This is a genomic window from Limosilactobacillus reuteri (assembly GCF_034259105.1).
Lineage (GTDB): Bacteria > Bacillota > Bacilli > Lactobacillales > Lactobacillaceae > Limosilactobacillus > Limosilactobacillus reuteri_G.
This window is the reverse complement of sequence record NZ_CP139478.1, coordinates 175,001-197,451: the sequence shown is the minus strand read 5'-3', so window position 1 is coordinate 197,451 and position 22,451 is coordinate 175,001. Positions and strand designations below refer to the sequence as shown.

The window sequence follows — 22,451 nt, the reverse complement described above, 5'->3', positions numbered from 1 at the left end:
ATTACACCTCCGATATAAGTTACAAGTTATTGTCGTTCAGTCCTTCATCTGATTATTCAAACTACTATGACCTCGGCTGACTTCTGGCTTACTCAACACTGCATCACTGCACCGCTTGTTTCTGTGGAAATTAAACTTATTCCTCTTGTCGGAAACGTGTAGGCCAGATCTCCCCGGGTAAGAATATTAGCTTTCGTACCATGTCATCGTTAGCTTTACTGAGACCAACTTCGAGTAGTATTGGACTTCAACTTGTCTAGCAGCCTTATCCAGTTAATTCCAGCCTTATAGCTACTTCTTGTTCATCGATGCAGTACTTTGCCTTAGACTTCCTTCAGATTCCACCTCACGGTGGACACCCTTGTCCTCAGCTCATGGTTCCGACTACTACGGCCCATAGCGGACTTTCACCACCTAGCTAATACCCATGCCGGGCGCACCAAAAAACGCGACAGCAAAGGAAAAATCCTTTGCCATCGCGCTAGGTCAGGGCGGTATGTGGGATTCGAACCCACGCGTGCCGGACCCACAAACCGGTGTGTTAACCAAACTTCACCAATACCGCCATAACAACTGTTAATAACTATAACACAAAATGACGGTAAAGAGAAAGACTTTTTTATTTTTCTTGGTCCTTTTTTAAATAATTAACCATTCGCAAGAAATTATCAACATCTAAACTTGCCCGACCGATTAATACCCCATTTACATCTGGCTTGTTCATAATCATTCCGATATTATCCGGATTGACGCTTCCCCCATAGAGGATCCGAATCTTATCAGCAATCTCATAAGTATAATTATCAGCAATTGTTCGCCGAATTTGACGGCATCCTTCTTCAGCAAGAACTGGATTGGCGTGCTGACCGTATCCAACTGCCCAACTTGGTTCATAGGAAACAACTACATTTTTAATTTGATCAAGAGAAACGCCCCTCAATACGCTCATCAATTGCTGGAAAACGTAGTGAATTTCACCATTAACTTCTTTCTGGACCATCGTTTCATCTGTACAAATTATCGGGGTAACTCCCATTTGAAGGGCTGCCAACACTTTCCGATTAACCAACTCATTATCCTCGTGGAATAAATGGCGCCGTTCAATATGTCCTAACATTACATATGAAACGCCAGCGTCAGCTAAGCCTCGTAAGCTAATTTCACCAGTGAAAGCTCCCGAATATTCAGCAGCCGCGTTTTGTGCGATTATCTTTAATCCTGAATCATCAGCAGCTTGAACCATACTGGGTAATGCAAAAGCTTGGGCTGCAATTCCTACTTCAACTTCTTGCGGATCTGGCAGCTTTCCTTTAATTGCATCCACAAATTCAACCGATTCTTGGACATTTTTATGCATCTTCCAATTAGCAGCAATAAAGGGTTTGCGCATTTCTCACTCCTCCTTTTGTTATCCATCTTTAAGTATGGCATATTTTTAACAATTATTTTGTTAAATATTAGCTAAATTTCTTGATCATTGCTATCCTAAAGTTAAAGCGTTTTCTTGAGGAGTATCGGAGCATGAAAAAAATATACAAATTAGCAGCCAATTTTAGCCATATTTTGCGTCTATGCACAATCGGTGCCCTAGCAATTCTAGGGATTTTATTAACTATTATCTTATTTACAGAAACTTTTTCGCTGATTCCCCTTATGCAAGCGGGAAATACGGACCATGTCATTTTTAAGATTTTGGATCGCGTTATTGTCTTTTTCCTTTTCTTTTCATTTATGACAATGATAATTGCCGCGCTAAAACATCATGGCCGGATTGCAGTCGATTTTCTATTAAGCTTAGGAATTATGGCTTTAATTCGGGGACTAATTGCTGCCCACGGTCAGCCTTATGAAATTCTTACTAATTCGATTGCCATTTTATTATTAATCATCGGCATGGTAGTATTGAAACACTTTATGAAATAGGAGTAGTAATAATGAAGAACGCATACTTAATTCATGGCACTTCTACCAGGGATGACGACTGGTTCCCATGGCTCGAAGAAGAAGTGAAACCAATAATCGCCCTTGATCGGATATGGTTACCAAATCCCTTCAATCCCCAACAAGCTGAATGGGATCAAGCGGTTGACGAACAAATTCATCCCCAAGATAACCTCATCCTCGTCGCTCATAGTCTCGGCTGCATTACGGCCCTTCGTTATATTGAACGTCATTATGTTAAAGATGCTCGACTTTTACTGGTGGGAGCATTTGATAAAGGATTACCAGCTTATCCCGAATTAGATGAGTTTATGAAAGATCGGCCTCATTATGAGCATATACTCCCTAAACTCGCTAAAGCTACCGTTATAACAGCTAAAGATGATCCAATCGTTCCTTATCAAAATAGCATTGCGGTCGCTAATCAAATTAGAGCAAAACTCATAGTTACAGAAAAAGGTGGCCACTTTTTGACTAGTGACGGCTTTACAAAATTCCCATTAGCCTTAAAAGAATTAAACAAGCTAGCTGAATAACTTGGTTTTTTAAAGAATCAACTCGCTTTTGCTTAATAATTAAAATTCCTAAATTTCAAGAATAAGTTAGCCACTGGACTCAAATAAATAATACTGACCAATTGATTATTGGTTGATGGAGCTGTGATATCTCTTGGTAGAAGGCCTTACGATAGATATCCATTGACGAATGTCCATTAAACATAGCTCGTGGATAGTGATTCATCCAATCATTAGTCGCTATGATCTGAGCACTACTATAGTTATTTATAGCTTCACCTTTGGTAATCTCCTTGCGGAGAAACCGGTTATTGATCTCATTGGATCCACGTTCCCAAGGGGAATACGGATCAGCATAGAAAACATGATCGTGAACTTGTGTTAACTCACTAAATTCTGAACCGTTGTCAGAGGTTATTGTCTTAAAGATGTGATAGTAAGCATCTGTGCCCATTTTCTGGCGTAAATTTATAAAGAACTGATTTACTGCATGCGCAGTTTTACCAGCAATTTTACTCGTGATATTAACTCGTGAAAGGCGATCAGTCATTACTAGTACAACACTGTCATTACCGTTTTTCTGTCCCTGAACTGTATCTAGTTCCCAATGGCCAATTTCGGACCGTTGGTCCGCAGTTTGAGGTCGTTGAGCAATATTAGGCCCTAAGCACCTTTTAGCTTGCGGATGAGTTCGATGATGCTTACGTTTAGGTTTTTCAAAGAGGTCTAAATTGGACGTACGAAGCACACCCTCATTAATCCATTGATATAAAGTTACAACCGACTTTGGGATCAGGGTGCCATCATTCATTAAATCTCGAGCCTTATAAATAACCGCTTGTGGGGAGTAATGGTGGTCGTCAAACTCACCAAGCATTAGCTGATCAGCTAATCGTAAAAATTGCTTTGAAGAATAATATAAGCGACGACGACCAGAATGGCGGTGATGTTCAAGATATGTGGCCTGACCAGCTTCATAACTATAGATGTAGTAAGAATATTCGTAAATCTTACCATTAGATTTTTGACGACGAAGTTGGCGGACCGTACCACGGTTGAGCTCGTTATTAATTGTTTGATGATTAACTCCTAATTGGCGACCAATTGCGCGATTGGAAAGTCCTTGCGACTTTAAAGTCGCAATCATCACACGTTCTTCTTTAGTAAGATGAGCATTCTTTTTATGAGTAGTCAATAAACTAGTAGACATGGTATCATTTAAGTGCGTCATTTGACGGACATCCTTTCATATAGGTTTGGTTCACTTAATATGATACCTGATGTCACGCCGAATGGCGTTTTTTATTTACCACCAACTGGGTGGCTAACTTCATTCTATAATCCACCTAATCAAGGAAGTTCTTAAATTAATGACTAAATTTAAAAGACATACAACCGAAGAAATGAATAACTGGGAAAAAACGCAAGCAAACGAACTAGCAAAGATTCGGGCTTCCCAACACCATTTAATCTATAACTTGGTTGCTTATGTTGTTATTTCAATTATCGAGTACTGGTTAGCTGAAATAAGTAAATCGCAGACGTTACGGGCCGATGCTTTCAACAACCTTTCGGGAATTATCTCGACCTTTTTACTGATGATGGGCTTACACATTGCCCAGGATGTCGATGATGATGATATCATTGGTGCACGGCTGCCTTCGGGAAATTATCAAGCGCACATGGGATCTGACCAGCGAGTACAATTCGTTCGTTGGCGTTATGAGACAATTTTTTCCCTTGTCACAGCGGTCGTTATGGTTGCGATTGCTTTAAGCGTTATTATCGATGGCATTAAAAGTCTCCTCAATCCTGCAAGCCGGGTGGTTCCACAACCAGTCGCATTAATTGGGGCCGGAATCGCGTCAGTTATTATGTTAGTTGTTTGGTATATGAATCGCCAAACAGGACTTAAATTAAAAAACGCCGCGTTGCTTGCTTCCGCCCAAGATAGTCTGAGTGATGCTTTCACAAGTATTGGAACTTTGATTTTAATTGGCGGTGCCCTCCTCTTTAACCTTCGTTGGCTTGATGGTGCTACCAGTATTGTCGTCGGTTTCTTTATTCTATATTCTGGACTAAAAATTTTCTTTGAAAGCAGTCTTAACTTAACCGACTACTTTGACCCCCGCGCTGAACAGGAGTATCGCCAAACAATCACCAACATTCCGCACGTTGTAAAAGTTGTCGAACTAAAAGCTCACTATAACGGAAATGTGGTCACGCTTGATGCTTCCGTGATGGTTAACGCTAAAATGACGATCCTCAAAAGTTTCCAATTATCAGAGCACATCGAAAATGTAATGCGAGAAAAATTTGGAATAATTGACACCGATATTTCTTTTGTCCCCGACCCTCATTCATTTTCTGATAAAGATATTTCTGGCGAATTTTAAAATTAAAGTTTGACAAAATCAAATTAGAATGTTTTAATAATTACAACTTAACTTGAAAGGAACGACTAACATGATTCAACACTCATTAAGTTCAACCAAGTATTATAACAACTATGCTTACCGTGCATAATTGTCTGTACTCATTTAGGTACGGACAGCGGTGTTCGTACCTAAGCAGGGTTGTTTTAATGAGTCCTTTGCTAGGTACATTGATCTAGTAAGGGCGTGTAGTTTCCGCGATTTTTTTATACTACCGTAACACCAACTAGATTAAGCAAATGCCGCTGATCTAGTTGGTATTTTTTATTAAAAAATAAGGAGAATTACACAATGAAAACTATTAACAAATCAAAAAATAGTCCTGAGCCAGTGATTGGCTTTAGCGAAAGTTTACTTATTCTTGGCGTTATTTTATGCATCTTAGGCTACCCTATTATTTTTAAACACCAAGAACCGCAAGCCCCATTATTTATTTCCTTTGTTTTGCTCGCCGTTTACGGACGAATTCGTGGATTTAAATGGGATACAATAATGAATGGAATGCGTCATGGTTTGCGAGCCGGTGTTGACCCCCTCATTATCTTTCTTTCTATCGGTGTCTTAATTGCTACCTGGATTTTCTCAGGCACTATTCCAACAATTATGTACTTTGGGTTTGAAATTATTTCTGTAAAGTTCTTCCTACCAACAGTTTTTATCGTTTGTACCCTTGTTGGAGTCGCTTGTGGAAGCTCATTTACAACTGTATCGACAATGGGGATCGCCTTTATTGGCATTGGTGCAACCCTTAAAATCAACCCGGGGTTAACTGCGGGGGTAATCGTTTCAGGCGCCTTTTGTGGTTCAAATATTTCCCCGCTTTCAGGAACCACAAACCTTGCCGCCAGTGTTGGTGAAATTAGTATCTACAAGCATATTAAATCCCTGCTCACCACCGATATTCCTGCCTGGGCAATCTGTCTTATTCTTTACACCTTCTTAGGGTTAAACTCCAAAAATGTTAGCTTAGGTGCCGTTCACCAAATGATGGCCGGTCTGCAAAATGGGTTCTGGATCTCAGGATGGGCTCTTCTCCCAGTTCTGCTCCTAATCGTATTAGCCATTTTCCAAGTTCCTGCTATTCCTTCCCTTGGCCTTGGCTCACTCTTCGCGGTCGTACTTGGCTGGATCCATGCACCTAAAACCAGCCTCACTACGATTACTAATACCATCATGACTGGTTACGTTTCCCATACCGGTGATAAAACAATCGATACATTGCTTTCTAAAGGTGGTATCTCTAGTATGCTTACTTCTCTAGCCCTAATTATCTTCGCGCTTGCTTTAGGTGGCTTATTGATCAAGTTCAATATTATTAGCGCCATCATTAATCACTTAACTGGGATTGTAAAGACGCCTGGTCGATTAGCATTCTCCACAGCCCTTACTTGCATTGGGGTTAACCTCCTTGTTGGGGAACACTACCTCGCAATTATTCTTCCTGGGCAATCATTTCTCCCGTCATTTGATAAATTAGGCTTAAAGCGAGTTGACTTAACCCGAATTCTCAATGATGCAGGCGCCGCAGTCAACGCAATTGTCCCATGGACTGTTTCTGGAGTATTCATCGCTAGTACCTTACAAATTAATCCGTTAAACTTCATTCCTTGGGCATTTTTTCCATTCCTCGTTACGATCCTAACTATCATTGCAGGAATGCTTGTGAAAGTCCCAACCGAAAGTCCTGCTGCAAACTTAGCAACTGAATAAATTGAATTTCCGATGTCATTACCATTTTCGTGTTATAGTGATGATAGGATAACGAGTAAATTCGTCATCTATTTTCATATGTCGTTACACTCATACAGGAAGAGGCCGAGTCAATTTCCAGCTTCTTATAGGAGGGATTATTATGCGGTCATTTACTCACAATGAATTAGCGCAATATAACGGGCAAGAAGGTCGTCCAGCATATATTGGAGTTCGCGGAAACGTTTATGATGTTTCTGAGGTTCCAGAGTGGAAAGGTGCGGAAATCCATGGTAATGTTTTCGGCCATGATTTATCAGACGTCACCTATCAACAAGCAGCCAAAAAGTATTCACCAGTTTCAAAACTCCCAATTATTGGAAAATTAGTTGATTAATACTAAAAGGCATGAGATTTGCGTTCTCATGCCTTTTAGTATTTACTGTAGTTCTAATAACTATTCTGCATCAATAACGGTAATTCGTTCACGATGGTGGCGTGGTGCTAAAATTTCATTGACCACTAACTTCGCCATTGTCCCTGCAGTTACCTTTGATTCATTTTGTTCATGGCAGATTGTAAAATTTAAGTTGAACATTTAAGTGGACAGAAAAACCCATCAAGGTCTTTAATGGTGTTACCACACAATCCATTAGAAAGAAGGACCTTGATGAGCACCACTATTTTATCATTCCAGAACCGTGTTGTCATTGAAACGCTTCATAATGAAGGACGTTCCTTGCGATACATCGCTAACTACTTAGGCTTTAGTAAGACCACCATCTTTAACGAACTTCACCGGCTAAATAGTGGGTATCAAGCTGAACTAGCGCAAACTGACTTTGAACGCAAGGTTAGTCAACGGGGGCGGAAGTCTTCACTCACTAAAAGCCTTAAGCACTTGATTGAGGAAAAGATTCAAGTCCAGAAGTGGTCCCCTGAACAAGTTGCCCATGTAGTTGGGATTGCCTACAAGACGGTCTATAACTGGATTGATCAAGGATGGCTTGATGTACAGTTACCCGATTTGCCTGATCATGGAATTCGTCGTCATCGTGCTAAAGAAAAGCGTGGTACGTTCAGTCACGGCCGCTCCATTGAGGAGCGTCCTCATAAAGTCGAAACTCGCCAAGAATTCGGCCACTTTGAAGCTGATACCGTACTTTCTGGCAAACGTAAAGGTCAAGCTGTGGCGACTTTTGTGGAGCGTAAGAGTCGCCTGACAATTGTTAAACGGCTCCATGGTCGCGACAGTCAGTCCATGACTCAAGCCGTACTTGAACTAGCTAGTCAACTTCAAGACAAGCTCAAGACGCTTACCGTGGATCATGGGAAAGAGTTCGCTAACTATCAGGCAATTGAACAGCTAACGGGTACTCAGGTTTACTTTGCCCATGCCTATTCACCGCACGAACGCGGTAGTAATGAGAACCGTAATCGAGTTTTGCGACGGTTTATTCCCAAGGGACAAGCCATTGAAGAGCTGAGCGATCGCCAGCTGGTTCAAATCAATTGGTATCTGAATTCCCGACCACTTAAATGTCTTAACTGGCACACACCAATCGAGATCTTCTTGATTAATCTACGTCACTAAATTCGTTCAAGTTATTTCTTGCAATCTGCCTCATTAAATAATAATTCATCCTGACCAAGAATATAATTAGTAGCAACCCCAGCTTCAAATACTGCTGATGGTGAAATTCCTAGCCAATCAATGTCAGAAATGGTTTCAAGATACTGTAATTCTTTTAACTGCTGGCGGGGTGTATTAATCCACGTCTCCGCACCAGGCATCTTTTCAATATCGTCAACAAATAGATGCTTATCTTTACCAGTTTTAAGGCTTCCGGCACCAAGAATGAAAATTAAACGGATTTTATGTTTCCGGGCTAAAACTACTAATTTCTCAGCCAGTCTTACTTGCCGATCCGCATTCTCTGGACTAGTACCATATGCATCAACAATCACATCAAACCGCGACAACAAACTATCATTTAAGGCAAAAATGTCACCACTGATCAAATTGGCATCATCACCAAGGATCTTTCTGGCCTTACTTTCATTTCGAACAATTCCAGTTACATTCAAATCTTTTTTTGTCGATGCTAATTTATAGATTGCACTGCCTGCCATTCCAGAAGCACCAATTATTCCAACTCTTATCATGACTATCCCTCCTTGGACTATATTCCCTTCATGAATAACTCTATCACGAGGAAGTATTCTTGCCAAAGAAAAGGCTTTCTATTCGTTACTAGCTAAATAATGGCGAATATTGCGAATACACTTATTAAGCTCAACCCAGGCATTAAAATTTAGGTCAAGGTCTTTCACTTGATAGCGATCAGGTGGCGTAATGACTGCTCGCTCTTGTCCATGATATTTAAGAATTAGTTGTGCGTCTACTTGTTCTAATGTATAGCCACGTCCATGAAGCCAATTTTGGAGCGCTTTTAAAGTTGCTGTATTCATTACATTCCCTCCTTATCCTTATTTTATTATAAAGACTTTTCTAACAAATAGCTAAATCTGGCCAAAAATGTCATAATTAGAGAAAAGATTAGAGAGGAGTTTTATATATGCAAACAGTTGTTATTACTGGTGGAACCTCTGGGATTGGTCTTGCCACTGCTGATATTTTTCTTGAAAATGGATGGAATACGGTGCTTATCGGTCGTGATGCAGCAAAGGGGATGCAAGTTGAACGACAATTAGGCGAAACGTATTCTCCGGCACAAGTTGCTTTTATTCAAACCGATATTAGTAAATCAAGTGAGGTTGAACATGTTAAGCAAATAACTCTCAATAAATTTAAAACTGTTGATGCGATTGTCAATAATGCAGGAATCGTTATTCACGGCGAGGTTCATGAAACAAGTGAAGAAGATTGGGATAAAATCTTTGATGTTGATGTTAAGGGGACTTTCCTTATTAGCAAAGCCTTCTTACCAACAATGATTGAACAAGATCATGGTAGTATCGTTAATATTTCCTCTGTCTCAGGAATGGCTGGTGATCGAGCAATGGTTGCTTATAATGCCGCCAAGGGAGCAATTATTAACATGACTCGGGCAATGGCAATTGATTACGGTAAAAATAATATTCGCGTAAATGTTGTTGCACCTGGTCCGACTAATACCCCGCTTTTTCACCAAGATAAACAAAAATTCGCAAAAAACAGTCCATTAAATCGGATTGTTGAACCCGAAGAAGTCGCCGCTGCAATTTATTTTGTCGCTAGCCCAGCTGCTAGTGCAATTACAGGAGAAGTAATTCCTGTAACAGCCGGCTTTGAAATCTCAACGGGACAACCAATGTAATTAATAAAGCCACTAGTAGCACTTAATGTGTGTTACCAGTGGCTTTATTAATTATGACTTGCCCCGAATTTTTACATCATTTTTTAACGGGGACATAAATTTTTATCTAATAACTATAGTCAGTAGGTTTTCTCACTAATTCCTCTAAACAAGATATTATTTAGTATAATCCACATCCTTTGTTTCTTTTGTCAATAACCAAGAAATAACTGCTAGTACTGATAAAACTAGCATATAATATCCAGCCGAATGTAATCCATAATTAGCAATTAACCAAGTTGTTACAGTTGGAGCAACAGCTGCCCCAACCACTGCAGCTAAGTTATAAGTAATTCCTGCACCAGAATAGCGAACTCTGGTTGGGAACAGTTCAGGCAAAACAGCGCCGACTGGACCATAAAGAGTGCCCATTACTAAGAATCCTAGTCCTAAGAAGAGTAAAACGCCAACTAAGTTATGTTGTCCTGTAAGGAAATATGGGAATACCAAGGAATAGCCAACTAGTGCTACTGACGCAGTTAATAAAACTTTTTTCCGACCAACACGATCTGCTAATACAGAAGTTAACATGATCAAAACAGCGAATTCAACAATTGCACCCATTAATAATAATCCTGAAATGTCAATTTAAATTAGAAAAAAGGTGAAAGTTGTTCTTCTGTGACATGACTCAAGAATACTTCTAATGGTGTACGATAATTAAGAGATTTTCGTGGGATATTGTTGCGACGATGCATTAGCTGAGTGACTAGTTCGTCTGGTAAATCGCGAAAATCTAGCTTTTTACTAAGACCATCACGACGCAAGAGGCCGTTATTATTTTCGTTTAACCCTCGTTGATTGGGAGCACCGACTTCCGCAAAATAGGTGTGAAGATCATACTTATTGGCTATTTCTCGCCATCCAGCAAATTCTTTCCCGTTATCAAAAGTAATTGATTTAACAAAGTGACGTGGCAGTTTAGCGAGCCATTGATCAAGCTGACAATTCACTGCTTCGTCTGTTTTATGATGAATATTAAGGACAATCATTACTTTGGATTGTCGCTCTACTAGCGTCATTACCGCTCCGCGGTGAGCTTTACCTTGAACTGTATCAGCTTCAAAGTGCCCAAATTCATGTTGGTAATGCGGAAAATCACGATATCGTTGATAGATACTGCGTCCTAATTGGCCAGCTTTACCACGATGTTCCACATAGCCATTGGGATGGCGTTTTCCTTTCATCGGTAGCTGTTTAACGGAAAAGCCATACTGATTGCGGGCAAACATGCGATAAAGGGTGCGCATACTGCAGCTAATTGGGTGTTCATGACGACCAATAATAGTATCAGGAGTCCAACCTGCCTTGATTTGCGCATGGATATAGTTAACTTCGATAGTTGGCAGTTGGGTCTGCTTCCGACCACAACGACGCTTATGACGCTGATAAGTCTGAAGATATTGGTCGATGGTTTTACCGTCGTTGAGGAAACGATAAACACGATAGATGGTTTCTTGACTACGCTGAAGTAATTTAGCAGCCCGATAAGCTTTAGTACCTTGATACCAAAAATCAGCTATGAGAGTTAATTCACGTGTGGTAAGATGTTTATAGGTCATTTGTGATTGCCTTTCTTTTGATTAGGGATATTCAAAAGTCTATCACAAATGGCTTTTTATTTTTTCTAACTTAATTTTACAAACGACGAATAAAAATTCCGAAGAGGTAAAACCTAAAGCTGTTGTAGCATATGATAATGACCAGGTTGTTAATGTAAAGAATAGTGCATAGGTTGCTCCCATGATGAAAGTTCCTTTTAAGATTTCACGCCAATTAGATTTGAATACTTCACGAAGAGGCGAAGCAGTTGTGTTATCACGTTCTTGAGCCAACTTAAACAAAGGTGTTTCTTGTAAACGACGTCGGACATATAACCCTATAACGACTAAAACAGCCGAGGCCCAAAAAGGAATTCGCCAACCAAACGTCATCATTTGCGTTGGTGTTAGTACCCGTTCTAAAGCAAAAAATAAGCCATTGCATAGGAAGAATCCGATTGGTGCTCCCACTTCCGGAAATGCACCATATAATGCCCGCTTGTTAGCCGGAGCATTTTCAGTAGCTACTAACACAGCTCCGGACCATTCGCCTCCAAGCCCGATTCCTTGGACAAACCGACAAAGGCAAAGTAACAATGCTCCCCAAACGCCGATAACTTGATAGCTAGGAATGAAACCAATGGCTACCGTTGCCACTCCCATTACTAAAAGTGAGACCACAAGCGTTTTCTTGCGTCCTAAACGATCACCATAATGTCCAAAGAGGAAGGAACCTACCGGGCGTGCTACAAAGGCTACTCCAAAAGTCAACAAACTTAAAAGTGTTGCGAGTAAAGGGGTCATTTGCGGAAAGAAAATTTTGGGAAAATAGGCAGCAGATGCAGTCCCGTAAGCGTAAAAATCGAAAAACTCAATTGCCGTTCCCATCATCGAAGCCAAAATTACTGTCTTGACAGGATCACGTTTTACATTAAGCTTGCTGTTTGTCTGCGGGGTGTTAGTTACTGTACTATCCATAGTATTTACCTCTCATTTCAGTTTAATTTACGATCTATTATCACTTCTAGTCTTAATTTCACTTTCCATTTTTCCACATCCCTTCAAATCGAGTAGGAGATAATTGATTAGTTCAATTATCGACCTCTCACACCACCGTACGTACGGTTCCGTATACGGCGGTTCGACAACTTAATCACATTGAATTGACTGGAGCGTCTTGGACATATTCATAAGTCCGAGTTGTTCCAGTTTTCTATTAGTTAGAGAATAGCTCAAGGTCTTACTATGTGCAGTTCGCCAGTAGCCCTTTCGGGTACTAGCGAAGACATATGCATCATGCTGGGGCAGCCCCAACTTCTGTAAGTTAGTTACCTTAGTTTTAAACTTTTTCCATTGCTTCCAAATATACTGCCTTATTCGGACCCTCAACCACTTGTCAAGGCGTTGAATAAAGTTAGTTAGTTTCCCAATTGAGTAGTACTGAAGCCACCCACGCATTTTTCGATGAATTTCTTCAAACATTCTTGTCAGAGATATTCCACGATTACGTTTAGTTAATAACTTCAGTGCTTTCTTTACTCGTTGTTGCGATTGTTTAGCTGGACGGGCGTAGGCCCCATTGTGGTCTACACCCAACGAAAAGCCAAGAAACTTCAACCGTAGCGGGCTACCGACTTTGGTTTTATCTGGGTTCACTTTAACTTTCAAGCGCTTTTCTAGAAACTGGGTAATGCTTCGCATTACTCGTTCTCCGGCTCGTTGACTTTTAACATAGATGTTACAATCATCCGCATAGCGCACAAAGTGGTGACCACGTCTAGTCAACTCTTCGTCCAACTCATTTAGATAGATGTTCGCCAGTAGTGGTGACAATGGCCCTCCTTGTGGGGTTTCCTTTTTCACTCTTAGCGAAAAGCCCATGGTCTAAGACTCCGCTAGTTAGAAACTTACGAATGAGTCTTAGTGTCCATGGGTCATCAATATATTGTTGGAGATACTTAATCATCAAGTCATGATTAACGTTATCAAAATAGGCTTTTAGGTCTAAGTCGACAACTCTTCGATAACCTTGATTATAAAGATCTACTACTTTTGAAATAGCGTCATGGGCCCCACGGTGGGGACGGAAGCCAAAGCTATTATCAGAGAAAATACGCTCAAAGATAGGCGTAAGAATTTGGGCTACAGCTTGTTGAACCATTCGGTCCACCACCGTTGGTATTCCAAGTCTTCTTACTCCACCATTAGGCTTCGGAATTTCTACCCGTTTGACTGGAGCTGGTTTATACTTGCCCTCACGCAAACTAGCGATCAGTTCCGTCTTATTTTCTCTGAGATATGGCAGAAGGTCATTGACTGTCATATCGTCAACGCCTGCTGCTCCTTTATTTCTCTTAACTCGCAAATAAGCCTGATTAAGGTTATTGCGATCCAAGACCAGGTCTTGGATAGTGACACTCATACCTTTACCTTCACCATAACCGGTACTACGCGCCCTTGTGTACTTTCGGTTTTCCAAACCTATCCTCGACAAGCGGTCAGCTTGTTGTTCTGTTTTCTGCGATTGTCGCACCTGATTACACCTCCGATATAAGTTACAAGTTATTGTCGTTCAGTCCTTCATCTGATTATTCAAACTACTATGACCTCGGCTGACTTCTGGCTTACTCAACACTGCATCACTGCACCGCTTGTTTCTGTGGAAATTAAACTTATTCCTCTTGTCGGAAACGTGTAGGCCAGATCTCCCCGGGTAAGAATATTAGCTTTCGTACCATGTCATCGTTAGCTTTACTGAGACCAACTTCGAGTAGTATTGGACTTCAACTTGTCTAGCAGCCTTATCCAGTTAATTTCAGCCTTATAGCTACTTCTTGTTCATCGATGCAGTACTTTGCCTTAGACTTCCTTCAGATTCCACCTCACGGTGGACACCCTTGTCCTCAGCTCATGGTTCCGACTACTACGGCCCATAGCGGACTTTCACCACCTAGCTAATACCCATGCCGGGCGCACTAAAAAAACCAGCTAACTGTTGAACAGTCAGCTGGCCGACAGAAATGTCTCTACCACTATCACTGTTCACATCCCTAGTATAGTGATACGAACAGCACTAATTATTCGCATCATCTAATTAATGATCCGAATAATAATAATATTTACGTGTACATTAGTAGTAAATGACATTAATCTGTTCTCGCTTTCGTCTTAATTAATAGTAAGATCTTATCATAACCATAATTAGAAATCAATAAAAATTCACATCATTTTTTAATTTTATTCTAAATTTATAGTGTTATATATTCTTCCCCATTTCTCCATTTCAATAATAAGTGGAGTTAACGTTTGTCCAAAACGGGTTAATTTATATTCTGTTTTAGGAGAAATGACTGGATATACTTTCTTTTCGACAATGTTATCTTTTTCTAATCCGCTAAGTTGTAAAGATAGCATTCGCCTAGAACAATTTGGCATTCGTTTTTGTAATTCACTAAAACGACATACTTTATTTTTAATTCGCCGTTTGTAAAGTAATTCATCTATTTGAGAAGTCAGAACACCAGTTATTTCCCATTTATCCTTAAATTTCATAACATCATTACCCTGATAAACTGCATCTTTTGTAGTTGTTGCATTTTGATCACTGATTAAAAAGGCAGCATTATAGCCTACGTACTCTGTTTTACCTGTTATTCAATTTATGTAATAACAAAAACTATTAGATAAGGCTTCCAGCTTCTTGCTGAATAACTTGTGCAGAAAGATTATTTCCAATCTTACATACTTCTGCAAATGAATTACCATTTAGCAGTCCAGCAATCACTCCACCACAGTGAGTATCACCAGCACCGATTGTATTGACAACATTTTCGACTTTATCACTGCTAATGATTCTTCCACCATTATCATCATATAAGTAAGTTCCCTTAGCACCTAGAGTAACAAGAACTGGTTCGTCAGTTTTTCCAAAAACGTCACTTGTCTTTTCTTCCAATGTATCTCTATCACTAAGAAAACCAATTTCATCCTCATTGGCATTAATAATTACGCCTTTTGTGATTAGCCTATTTAAAATCTGGGAATCAATATGACTAATTCGTGGTGAAGCGTCAAACAGAATGTATGAATCATTATCACGTTGTTCCAAGTGGTCCAACAGTAAATTGGCTGATTTTACGTCTTCCATTTCATAACCACTTACATAGAAATACTTATAATCAGACAAATTAATCTTACTAAACCACTCATCTTTCCAATCCTGTTCAATTCCTGGAACCGTGATGAAAGTCCGCTCACCATTTGGCTCAACCAAGCAAAGATCCCAACCGTTATCTTGATGGTTATCCTCAAGTAAAATTGGAATTTTGCTATAATTCATTGTTTTTCGAACTATTTCACTATATTGTCCCTTTCCCACAGGCACAAAAAGGTCAGCAGAGTTAGCACCTAGATAGTGTTTAATTGCACCGTAGACATTGAAAGCACAACCACCAACATTATAGGACTTTAATTTTGCTGTAACGTCACTGCCCGAAGTCGGCATCTGCGCAACGTCCATTATTACATCTACAAAAGCAGCACCAATAATTAGACTTTTTTTGGTCATAATACTCAATCCTCCTGCTTATCACTACTCTTAATAAACATAACAATAATTGCAGCAATCCCTGAAACGAAGACAGCCAAACTACTGTTATTTTCAAAAATACCATGAGCAAACGGTCCACGATATGCTGCATTTGACGTAAAGAGAAAGCCGAAAATAGTAGCAATAATCCAAGAAATAATTCCTGGCCAGTTATAGTGTACAGATGAATTTGGTTCCATTAGCTTAACATCATAGCCATTCTTACGGTAAATAACGCTATCTACTAAGAAGATAGCAACCCATGAAGCAAGGCAAATGCCCAAGAAGTTTAAGAACAATTCAAAGTTGCTTAAAAAGTCACCAGAAATAAACAAAACATAAATAGAAATTAGAATAATAATCACAGCATGCAAAATTAATGATGTCTTTTGTGAAACTTTAATTCCAATCGTAGAAAGATTGATTCGCGCTGAACGGAATGAAACTAAACATTGTGGAATAATACCACCAGCAGCCACCAAGAAGTAGAGAAAACCAAACCAGCCTGGAATAGCTCCATACATTACTTGGTATGGGTCACTTGCACTAGCTAAACTTGGGGAAATTGTACTTAGCAATACCCCACCAGCCATTAAAATGAAAAGTGGTGTAGCAGCACCTAAAGTAGTATTCCAAAAAGTAGCAGATGGCTTCGTGTTAGGATGAACGTATGCACCCCAATCAGCTGCAGCCATTGACCATGAGATACTAGAACCGGCAGCAATGAAGGCAACAGCTGGTAACCAGCCTGTTACCCAACTGCCCGGCTTCATAGCAAATGCCTCACCCCAATTTGCGTTCATTAAGAACATAATCAACATAACTAATGTTAATCCACCAAATATCCAGCTTAACCAAGTCTGAATTTTAGCTAAAGTATCTTCCTTAAAGATACCTGACAGAAAGACTAATCCTGCGAAAACAACTAAACAAATAAACTTTGTAAAGCCAGTTTGTGGGACATGGATTGTTTTTAGCATTGCAGAAAATAGTAAAGTACCAGTAATTACATTGACAGCAAGCCAGCCAACCATATTTAGCCAAGCCATAAAGTTAGGAATTTTGTTACCATGCGTACCAAAAGTTGCTCGACTCATCTTAAATGTGGTTACACCTTCACGTTGCCCAATCATTGCAACCCAACCCGGAATTGCAAAAGTCAATGCACCAATCAACGCTGCCGTAACTGATTGCCAGAAGGATAAATGATAACTAACAATAATAGCACCATAAACGAAACCCATAATACCGATATTAGCAGCAAACCAGTTATAGAAAAGTTTCTCAGGACTTAACGTTTTATCTTTTTCTGGAACTTTAACAAATTCATTATCCATAGTAATTCACCTCATTTTACTATGCCTTAAATTCAGAAATCTTATCTGCAAACTCTTGAATATTGTGTTGAGGGTTCTTTTCGTCAATTAACTTTTTCCAGTCTTCTGGAATGTTTTTAGCACCAACTTTTGCTCCACAAATTGCAGTTGCCATTGCGCCAATCGTATCGGTATCGCCACCTAAATTAGTACAAATGAAGGCACTCTTCTTTACGTCCTTAGCATAGTAAGCAATTGCCAGTGCTGCTGGAATACTCTCTGAAATCGTGGTTCCTGTTCCAACAGTATTGGAAATTGCTCGACTAAATGCTTCATCATTACCTTCGTACTTATGTGCAAGGGCAATCCCGACTTCAAGCCGTTCTTTGTTATGTGCAGCCCACGTTGGCGTACCTAATTTAAAACCAGCATCGTTTGCCTTTTTAGCATAATCAATAATGTCATCCCAGTCGTAGTCAGCCATTGCAGCAGTAACAGCTCCTGCAATCATTGCAGCTCCTGAAATGGAAACATCACTAGAGTGAGTAATCTTAGTAACCTCATAAACCATCTCAATTAACTGATCAAAGTCTTCAGGTTCATAAAGAGTACCAATTGGTGAAATCCGCATACCACAACCATTAGTTAAAGCAGTTTTGGTAACTTCAGATGGGTTCTTCCCTTCCTTTACCAGTTTGAGTGCTGCTTTACTACTTGGGCCTAAAATATTATTGGTCCATGCTCCAACAGCGACAGCCCACTTCATAATGTGCTTAACTAGTACTTTAGTATCTGGTTCCCAGTTTGTTTCAATGAGCGCATCTAAGATTGCAAACGCTTGGTTGGTATCATCGGTGTACTCACCAGCCTTAAAATTAATCGCAATATTATTATCGTCTGTACCATCTAAAAAGGTTGTAATATTCCGGCCAAACTTATCCCGAATTTTTTGAATTGGCCATAATTCAGTAGGCATACCCATTGAATCACCAATTGCTTGTCCATATAATGCTCCTAAAATTTTATCTTTATCTCGCATAAAAACTCCCCACGCACCAAGCGTTAAATCGAATTCAGCAAAATTGCTATATGTGTCTTTGGCCTTTTCATAATGTTTCTTCTTCATCAACAGCGACGGCTGACATTCTTAATAGTGTTGTCGAAGCAATTGCCTTATATTCGTATTCAAGTGTAGAATATCTTGATATATCAACGTTTACACACTGTACCATGTATCATAGTAGACTTTTGATAGCCAATCATATTTTTATTAATTTTCTGAAAATTCAACCAATAGGTGTTTAGGATGGCTAGCCCTTCCTACTGCACCACTTAACTGTTACAAGAGCTACTTTTAATTACGATTACTTGGACGTTCTACCTTCATTGTTAGCTTCCACGTTTGCCCAAGGGATCACAATATTTAAGTAAACTATACTTTAACTATTGCATAAAAATTTGTCTATTCTTTCCGGTCAAAATTCATTAAACCAAGGTTGCCCCTAATGAATTCTTAAAATGATCCAGCGCCCACTGTTGACCATTCTTAGTGAAGGTTGCGACGTCTTTCGTCGGAATAGTAAGATGGTAATTCAAATTATAGGCAGAAATGGCCGTATGAAGAACACAAATATCAGTACACAAGCCGGCAAGCCACAAGTCATCAATTTTTCGTTCACGTAAATAATTATCGAGATTAGTATTCTGAAAAGCGGAATAACGATTCTTATTGAACTGGTATACCCGGTCGCTATCGCAGTGCTGGTCATACCACTCCTTTAACTCGCCATATAGTAACTGTCCTGGCGTCCCAACAATATTGTGCCGGGGGTATAGCTTATATTCCGGGCTAAACTTATCCCCCGTATGCCCATCGGTTGGGAAGATTACATAATCCCCTGCCCGATAAAATTTATCGACCAATTCAACGAGACTATTCTCAAGCTTTTGCGCCGGCTTACCGCATGTTAGTGCACCGTCATCTGCAACAGAATCATAAGTATAATCAATTATCAATAATGCTTTTGCCATCATTTCTTACCTCTCTTACATATTGGTAGCTTCATCAATTAATTTTTGTTGTAAATCAGCAAGACGCTTCGTTAGATAAACAGGGAAGCGGTCAGGATTGAGCAAGCGTTGGGTTGCTGCCGGCAACTGTGCTAAATTCTTCTTCGCAAACCGTTGAATTACAAAGGGATTAGCTTCGCATGTCGCTGTCTTATCAGGCGTTAACACCTGCTGCAGTAACGGCTTAGCAATAAAGTCAGTCAAAATAACCTTGTTCCGGGTCACATGAACGTCGGCACTGATTGCCGTAATCTTGGACCCAATCTGTTCATCAGCCAGGGCAATCACATCCGCAACGGCATGCTGGGGATCATGCTTATCGTATAAGCGGTAAACCTGCTTATGTCCCGGCAGCGTTACCTTTTCTCGACTATTGCTGATCTTGATTTTGGGCTCCCACTTACCTTTATTTTCAAGCGCCGCCATCTTATAGACCCCACTCAAAACGGGACTAGATGAACTCGTTATCAATCTTTCCCCAATTCCAAAGTTGTCCAGTGGAGCACCTTGGTTTAATAGCGACTTGATAATATGAGCATCGAGAGCATTCGAGGCAGTGATCTTCGCATCAGGGAACCCTGCATCATCCATCATCTTCCGGGCCTGCTTTGCTAGTTGGGCAATGTCCCCTGAATCAATGCGGATGCCGACTGGTTCATGCCCTGCAGCCCGTAATTCCTTAAATACCTTAATTGCGTTTGGCACCCCGGATTGCAAAACATCGTAAGTATCAACCAGCAACGCCGCATTATCAGGATAAATTTTTGCCCATGCCCGAAAGGCGGTCAATTCATCAGGAAAACTTTCGATCCAGGCGTGAGCCATTGTCCCGACTGCTGGCACATTAAACAGTTTAGCTGCGAGAACATTGGAGGTGCTTCCACAACCACCAATGATTGCAGCCCGTGCTCCGTAGATTGCGGCATCGGGTCCTTGCGCCCGCCGCGCACCAAATTCCATTACTGGCCGATTGTCCGCGGCATTTGTGATTTGCCATGCCTTTGTTGCAATCAACGACTGGTGATTAATGATGTTTAAAATAAGCGTCTCGAGCAATTGGACGTCCATCAAGGGACCAGTAATACTTAGAAACGGTTCTTGCGGGAAAACCGGCGTCCCTTCCGGTAATGCTTCAATGGAGCACCGATTGTGGGCTTCAGTTAAGTAAAAAAGAAAGTCATCCGAAAAATGCTTCAATGATTTCAAGTAAGCAATATCATCAGGAGAAAAGTGCCAGTTCTTAACTTCATCAACTACCTGCTTTAATCCAGCACTGATGACAAAGCTGCTATCATCAGGAGCCTTCCGATAAAAGACATCAAACCGAGCCTGTTTATCATGAGAAAGCGTTAGATAATAACCATTTGCCATCGAAAATTCGTACATATCGGTTAATAATTCATGATTCATCTAATATTTGCTTCCAATCTTTTAAGTAAAAAGTACCTAAATTATAGTAAAAAATAAAAGTATGATTAACTTTTATTATTCCGATTATAGCACCGCTATTTTTAAATACAACCTTCCGCCAGTTTAAATAGCTTAGGTGGCCGTCCCGAACGCTTAGTAGCAGCCGTTCCAACCTCCTTAAATATTTTTCGATGGGTTTTCTTAAAGTTAGAATTATCAATTTTCTCGACCGTTGTTTGTAAAAAGATCGCATAGACTTCTCGTGCCTGGCGTAAAGTAAAGGTTGACCCCAGGATCTGGAGAATCGTAGGCTGATAGTTTAATTTATTTTTAATGCGCCTAATTGCAGTCCCAATAATTTGGTGATGGTCAAATGCTAACGGTGAATCGTCGGATAACCCCAAGACAAGTTCGCCGTTTTGCAGCAGGAAGTCACCATGGTCAAAATTGAGACTAAACCACCGCACTTCTGTCGCCCCGTATCCGGCTTTAAGCTGGGGCATCACTGGTAAAAATGTCATGTAAGCAATCGCCAACGCGCGGTCGCCACTAACCCGCTGGGGATTAGTAAATGTTGCTAATTGTTCGGTCGCACTATTGGAAAGCTGAACCCCAATTTTATCCTTAATCAAACGAATGCAAGCAATTTTGGCGCTTTCATTGCTCCGTAATAGAGTTTCCGGGAGTGCCCACCGATCCTTAAAAGGTGCATATGCCCGTTTTACAAGCAGGATTTGGGGCAAGTGCGTTTGCGGATTAAAGCTCCAGATAATATTTGCAATCGTAATTAGCGGTCGTGCAACAATTTTGTCAACCATCTTTTTCACCTCATCAAATATTATAGCGCAATCCAAAATTGCAATCCTGAAATGTCAATTTAAAATGGCAGATTGCAAGAAATAACTTGAACAAATTTAGTGACGTAGATTAAGTAAAAAGACTTCAATCGGCGTTCGCCAGTTTAAGCATTTGAGTGGTCTGGAGTTCAAATACCAGTTGATTTGAATTAACTCATCATCAGTGATTTCCTCAATCGGTTGACCTTTGGGGATAAAGCGTCGTAGTACTCGGTTGCGATTCTCATTACTGCCTCGTTCATGTGGAGAATAAGCATGCGCAAAGTAGAGGGGAATCCTGGCCTGCTCTTCAATTAGCTTGTAGTTAGCGAATTCTTTCCCATGGTCAACAATAAGGGTCTTGAGATTATCTTCTAACTGGTTAGCTAATTCTAAAATGGCCTTGGTCATTGAGGTACTATCTCGTCCCTGAAGCCGTTTAACGATGGTAAGACGACTCTTACGCTCGACAAACGTAGCTATTGCTTGACCTTTACGCTTTCCAGATAAAACTGTATCTGCTTCAAAGTGACCTGAGGTATGACGGTCAATAACTTCAGCGGGACGATCTTCAATGGAACGTCCATGGCTAAAAGTCCCACGGGTTTCTATGGCTCGTCGGCGGCGAATTCCATGGTCAGGTAAATCAGCCACGCCAATATCCAATACTCCTTGATCAATCCAGTTGTAGATGGTCTTGTAGGCGATTCTAACTACATGAGCCACTTGTTCAATCGACCATTTTTGGATC

19 protein-coding genes, 1 tRNA gene and 5 pseudogenes (1 of these 25 cut by a window edge) are annotated in these 22,451 nt (G+C 40.4%); 7 read left to right on the top strand and 18 right to left on the bottom strand.

Translation table 11 applies throughout. From position 1 onward, the window contains the following. Positions 1–490: 490 nt before the first annotated feature. Positions 491–565: transfer RNA gene (locus SH603_RS01850), tRNA-His, on the bottom strand. Positions 566–619: 54 nt separating this feature from the next. Next, on the bottom strand, positions 620–1,390 hold the full coding sequence (tpiA, locus tag SH603_RS01845; protein WP_321534009.1) for a triose-phosphate isomerase: 771 nt from the start codon (positions 1,388–1,390) through the stop codon (positions 620–622). A 131-nt stretch (positions 1,391–1,521) separates the two neighbouring features. Here tpiA and psiE point away from each other — a divergent pair, with 131 nt between their 5' ends. Then, entirely contained in the window at positions 1,522–1,923 is a 402-nt protein-coding gene (gene psiE / locus SH603_RS01840; RefSeq protein ID WP_003665465.1) for a phosphate-starvation-inducible protein PsiE, read from the top strand. An 11-nt stretch (positions 1,924–1,934) separates the two neighbouring features. Continuing rightward, positions 1,935–2,477 carry an RBBP9/YdeN family alpha/beta hydrolase gene (locus SH603_RS01835; RefSeq protein WP_169473748.1) on the top strand — a complete coding sequence of 181 codons (543 nt, stop codon included), beginning with the start codon at positions 1,935–1,937 and terminating at the stop codon, positions 2,475–2,477. 79 nt (positions 2,478–2,556) lie between these two features. Here the strand turns inward: SH603_RS01835 and SH603_RS01830 are convergent, their stop codons facing one another. Further along, positions 2,557–3,687 carry an IS30 family transposase gene (locus tag SH603_RS01830; protein WP_321533685.1) on the bottom strand — a complete coding sequence of 377 codons (1,131 nt, stop codon included), beginning with the start codon at positions 3,685–3,687 and terminating at the stop codon, positions 2,557–2,559. A gap of 139 nt (positions 3,688–3,826) precedes the next feature. Between SH603_RS01830 and SH603_RS01825 the strand changes: the two genes are divergently transcribed. From SH603_RS01825 to SH603_RS01815, 3 genes are all read left to right on the top strand, one after another. Beyond that, complete coding sequence (locus SH603_RS01825; protein WP_321534008.1) at positions 3,827–4,852, top strand: cation diffusion facilitator family transporter; 1,026 nt, start codon at positions 3,827–3,829, stop codon at positions 4,850–4,852. A gap of 330 nt (positions 4,853–5,182) precedes the next feature. Further along, positions 5,183–6,601, top strand: a complete 1,419-nt coding sequence (locus tag SH603_RS01820) for a Na+/H+ antiporter NhaC family protein (RefSeq protein ID WP_321534007.1) — start codon at positions 5,183–5,185, stop codon at positions 6,599–6,601. Positions 6,602–6,743: 142 nt separating this feature from the next. After that, the gene (locus SH603_RS01815) at positions 6,744–6,977 is read left to right on the top strand and encodes a cytochrome b5 domain-containing protein (RefSeq protein ID WP_003665459.1); all 234 of its coding nucleotides are present in this window, start codon (positions 6,744–6,746) and stop codon (positions 6,975–6,977) included. 60 nt (positions 6,978–7,037) lie between these two features. Here the strand turns inward: SH603_RS01815 and SH603_RS01810 are convergent. Further along, a pseudogene (locus SH603_RS01810) lies at positions 7,038–7,151 on the bottom strand (NADH-flavin reductase); the annotation flags it as partial. Positions 7,152–7,250: 99 nt separating this feature from the next. Here SH603_RS01810 and SH603_RS01805 point away from each other — a divergent pair. Continuing rightward, positions 7,251–8,174, top strand: coding sequence for an IS30 family transposase (locus tag SH603_RS01805; RefSeq protein ID WP_321533676.1), 924 nt, complete (start codon positions 7,251–7,253; stop codon positions 8,172–8,174). 14 nt (positions 8,175–8,188) lie between these two features. On the opposite strand, the pseudogene SH603_RS01800 reads toward SH603_RS01805, so the two are convergent. Beyond that, positions 8,189–8,746: pseudogene (locus SH603_RS01800) on the bottom strand (NAD(P)-dependent oxidoreductase); the annotation flags it as partial. 78 nt (positions 8,747–8,824) lie between these two features. After that, positions 8,825–9,052 (bottom strand): hypothetical protein, encoded by a 228-nt coding sequence (locus SH603_RS01795; RefSeq protein WP_135951799.1) that lies wholly within the window; start codon positions 9,050–9,052, stop codon positions 8,825–8,827. Between the two features lie 107 nt (positions 9,053–9,159). Here SH603_RS01795 and SH603_RS01790 point away from each other — a divergent pair, with 107 nt between their 5' ends. Then, positions 9,160–9,900: an SDR family NAD(P)-dependent oxidoreductase gene (locus SH603_RS01790; protein ID WP_169473797.1), complete on the top strand. Its 741-nt coding sequence runs from the start codon at positions 9,160–9,162 to the stop codon at positions 9,898–9,900. 156 nt (positions 9,901–10,056) lie between these two features. Here SH603_RS01790 and SH603_RS01785 read toward each other — a convergent pair. The 12 genes and pseudogenes from SH603_RS01785 to SH603_RS01730 all read right to left on the bottom strand — a co-directional run. Continuing rightward, a pseudogene (locus SH603_RS01785) lies at positions 10,057–10,512 on the bottom strand (MFS transporter); the annotation flags it as partial. A gap of 20 nt (positions 10,513–10,532) precedes the next feature. Next, positions 10,533–11,501: an IS30 family transposase gene (locus tag SH603_RS01780; protein WP_003668074.1), complete on the bottom strand. Its 969-nt coding sequence runs from the start codon at positions 11,499–11,501 to the stop codon at positions 10,533–10,535. 81 nt (positions 11,502–11,582) lie between these two features. Beyond that, positions 11,583–12,458 (bottom strand): annotated as a pseudogene (locus tag SH603_RS01775) (MFS transporter); the annotation flags it as partial. Between the two features lie 171 nt (positions 12,459–12,629). Continuing rightward, a pseudogene (gene ltrA, locus SH603_RS01770) lies at positions 12,630–14,013 on the bottom strand (group II intron reverse transcriptase/maturase). A gap of 704 nt (positions 14,014–14,717) precedes the next feature. Further along, complete coding sequence (locus SH603_RS01765) at positions 14,718–15,032, bottom strand: winged helix-turn-helix transcriptional regulator (RefSeq protein WP_169473445.1); 315 nt, start codon at positions 15,030–15,032, stop codon at positions 14,718–14,720. A 127-nt stretch (positions 15,033–15,159) separates the two neighbouring features. Beyond that, a complete protein-coding gene (locus SH603_RS01760) occupies positions 15,160–16,047 on the bottom strand; it encodes a PfkB family carbohydrate kinase (RefSeq protein WP_169471444.1) in 888 nt (295 codons plus the stop codon). Between the two features lie 5 nt (positions 16,048–16,052). Continuing rightward, positions 16,053–17,405, bottom strand: coding sequence for a purine-cytosine permease family protein (locus tag SH603_RS01755; protein WP_169473449.1), 1,353 nt, complete (start codon positions 17,403–17,405; stop codon positions 16,053–16,055). A gap of 19 nt (positions 17,406–17,424) precedes the next feature. Next, positions 17,425–18,423: an ADP-ribosylglycohydrolase family protein gene (locus SH603_RS01750; protein ID WP_169473455.1), complete on the bottom strand. Its 999-nt coding sequence runs from the start codon at positions 18,421–18,423 to the stop codon at positions 17,425–17,427. 446 nt (positions 18,424–18,869) lie between these two features. After that, on the bottom strand, positions 18,870–19,415 hold the full coding sequence (locus SH603_RS01745) for a cysteine hydrolase family protein (protein WP_169473451.1): 546 nt from the start codon (positions 19,413–19,415) through the stop codon (positions 18,870–18,872). A 15-nt stretch (positions 19,416–19,430) separates the two neighbouring features. Further along, the gene (locus SH603_RS01740; RefSeq protein ID WP_169471445.1) at positions 19,431–20,864 is read right to left on the bottom strand and encodes a nicotinate phosphoribosyltransferase; all 1,434 of its coding nucleotides are present in this window, start codon (positions 20,862–20,864) and stop codon (positions 19,431–19,433) included. 101 nt (positions 20,865–20,965) lie between these two features. Then, the gene (locus tag SH603_RS01735; RefSeq protein WP_169473453.1) at positions 20,966–21,682 is read right to left on the bottom strand and encodes an NUDIX hydrolase; all 717 of its coding nucleotides are present in this window, start codon (positions 21,680–21,682) and stop codon (positions 20,966–20,968) included. Between the two features lie 96 nt (positions 21,683–21,778). Next, on the bottom strand, positions 21,779–22,451 hold the 3' portion of the coding sequence (locus SH603_RS01730; protein ID WP_321534006.1) for an IS30 family transposase. It continues 251 nt past the right edge of the window; 673 of the gene's 924 nt are visible here — the last part of the coding sequence; its start codon lies beyond the right edge, outside the window; it ends in the stop codon at positions 21,779–21,781.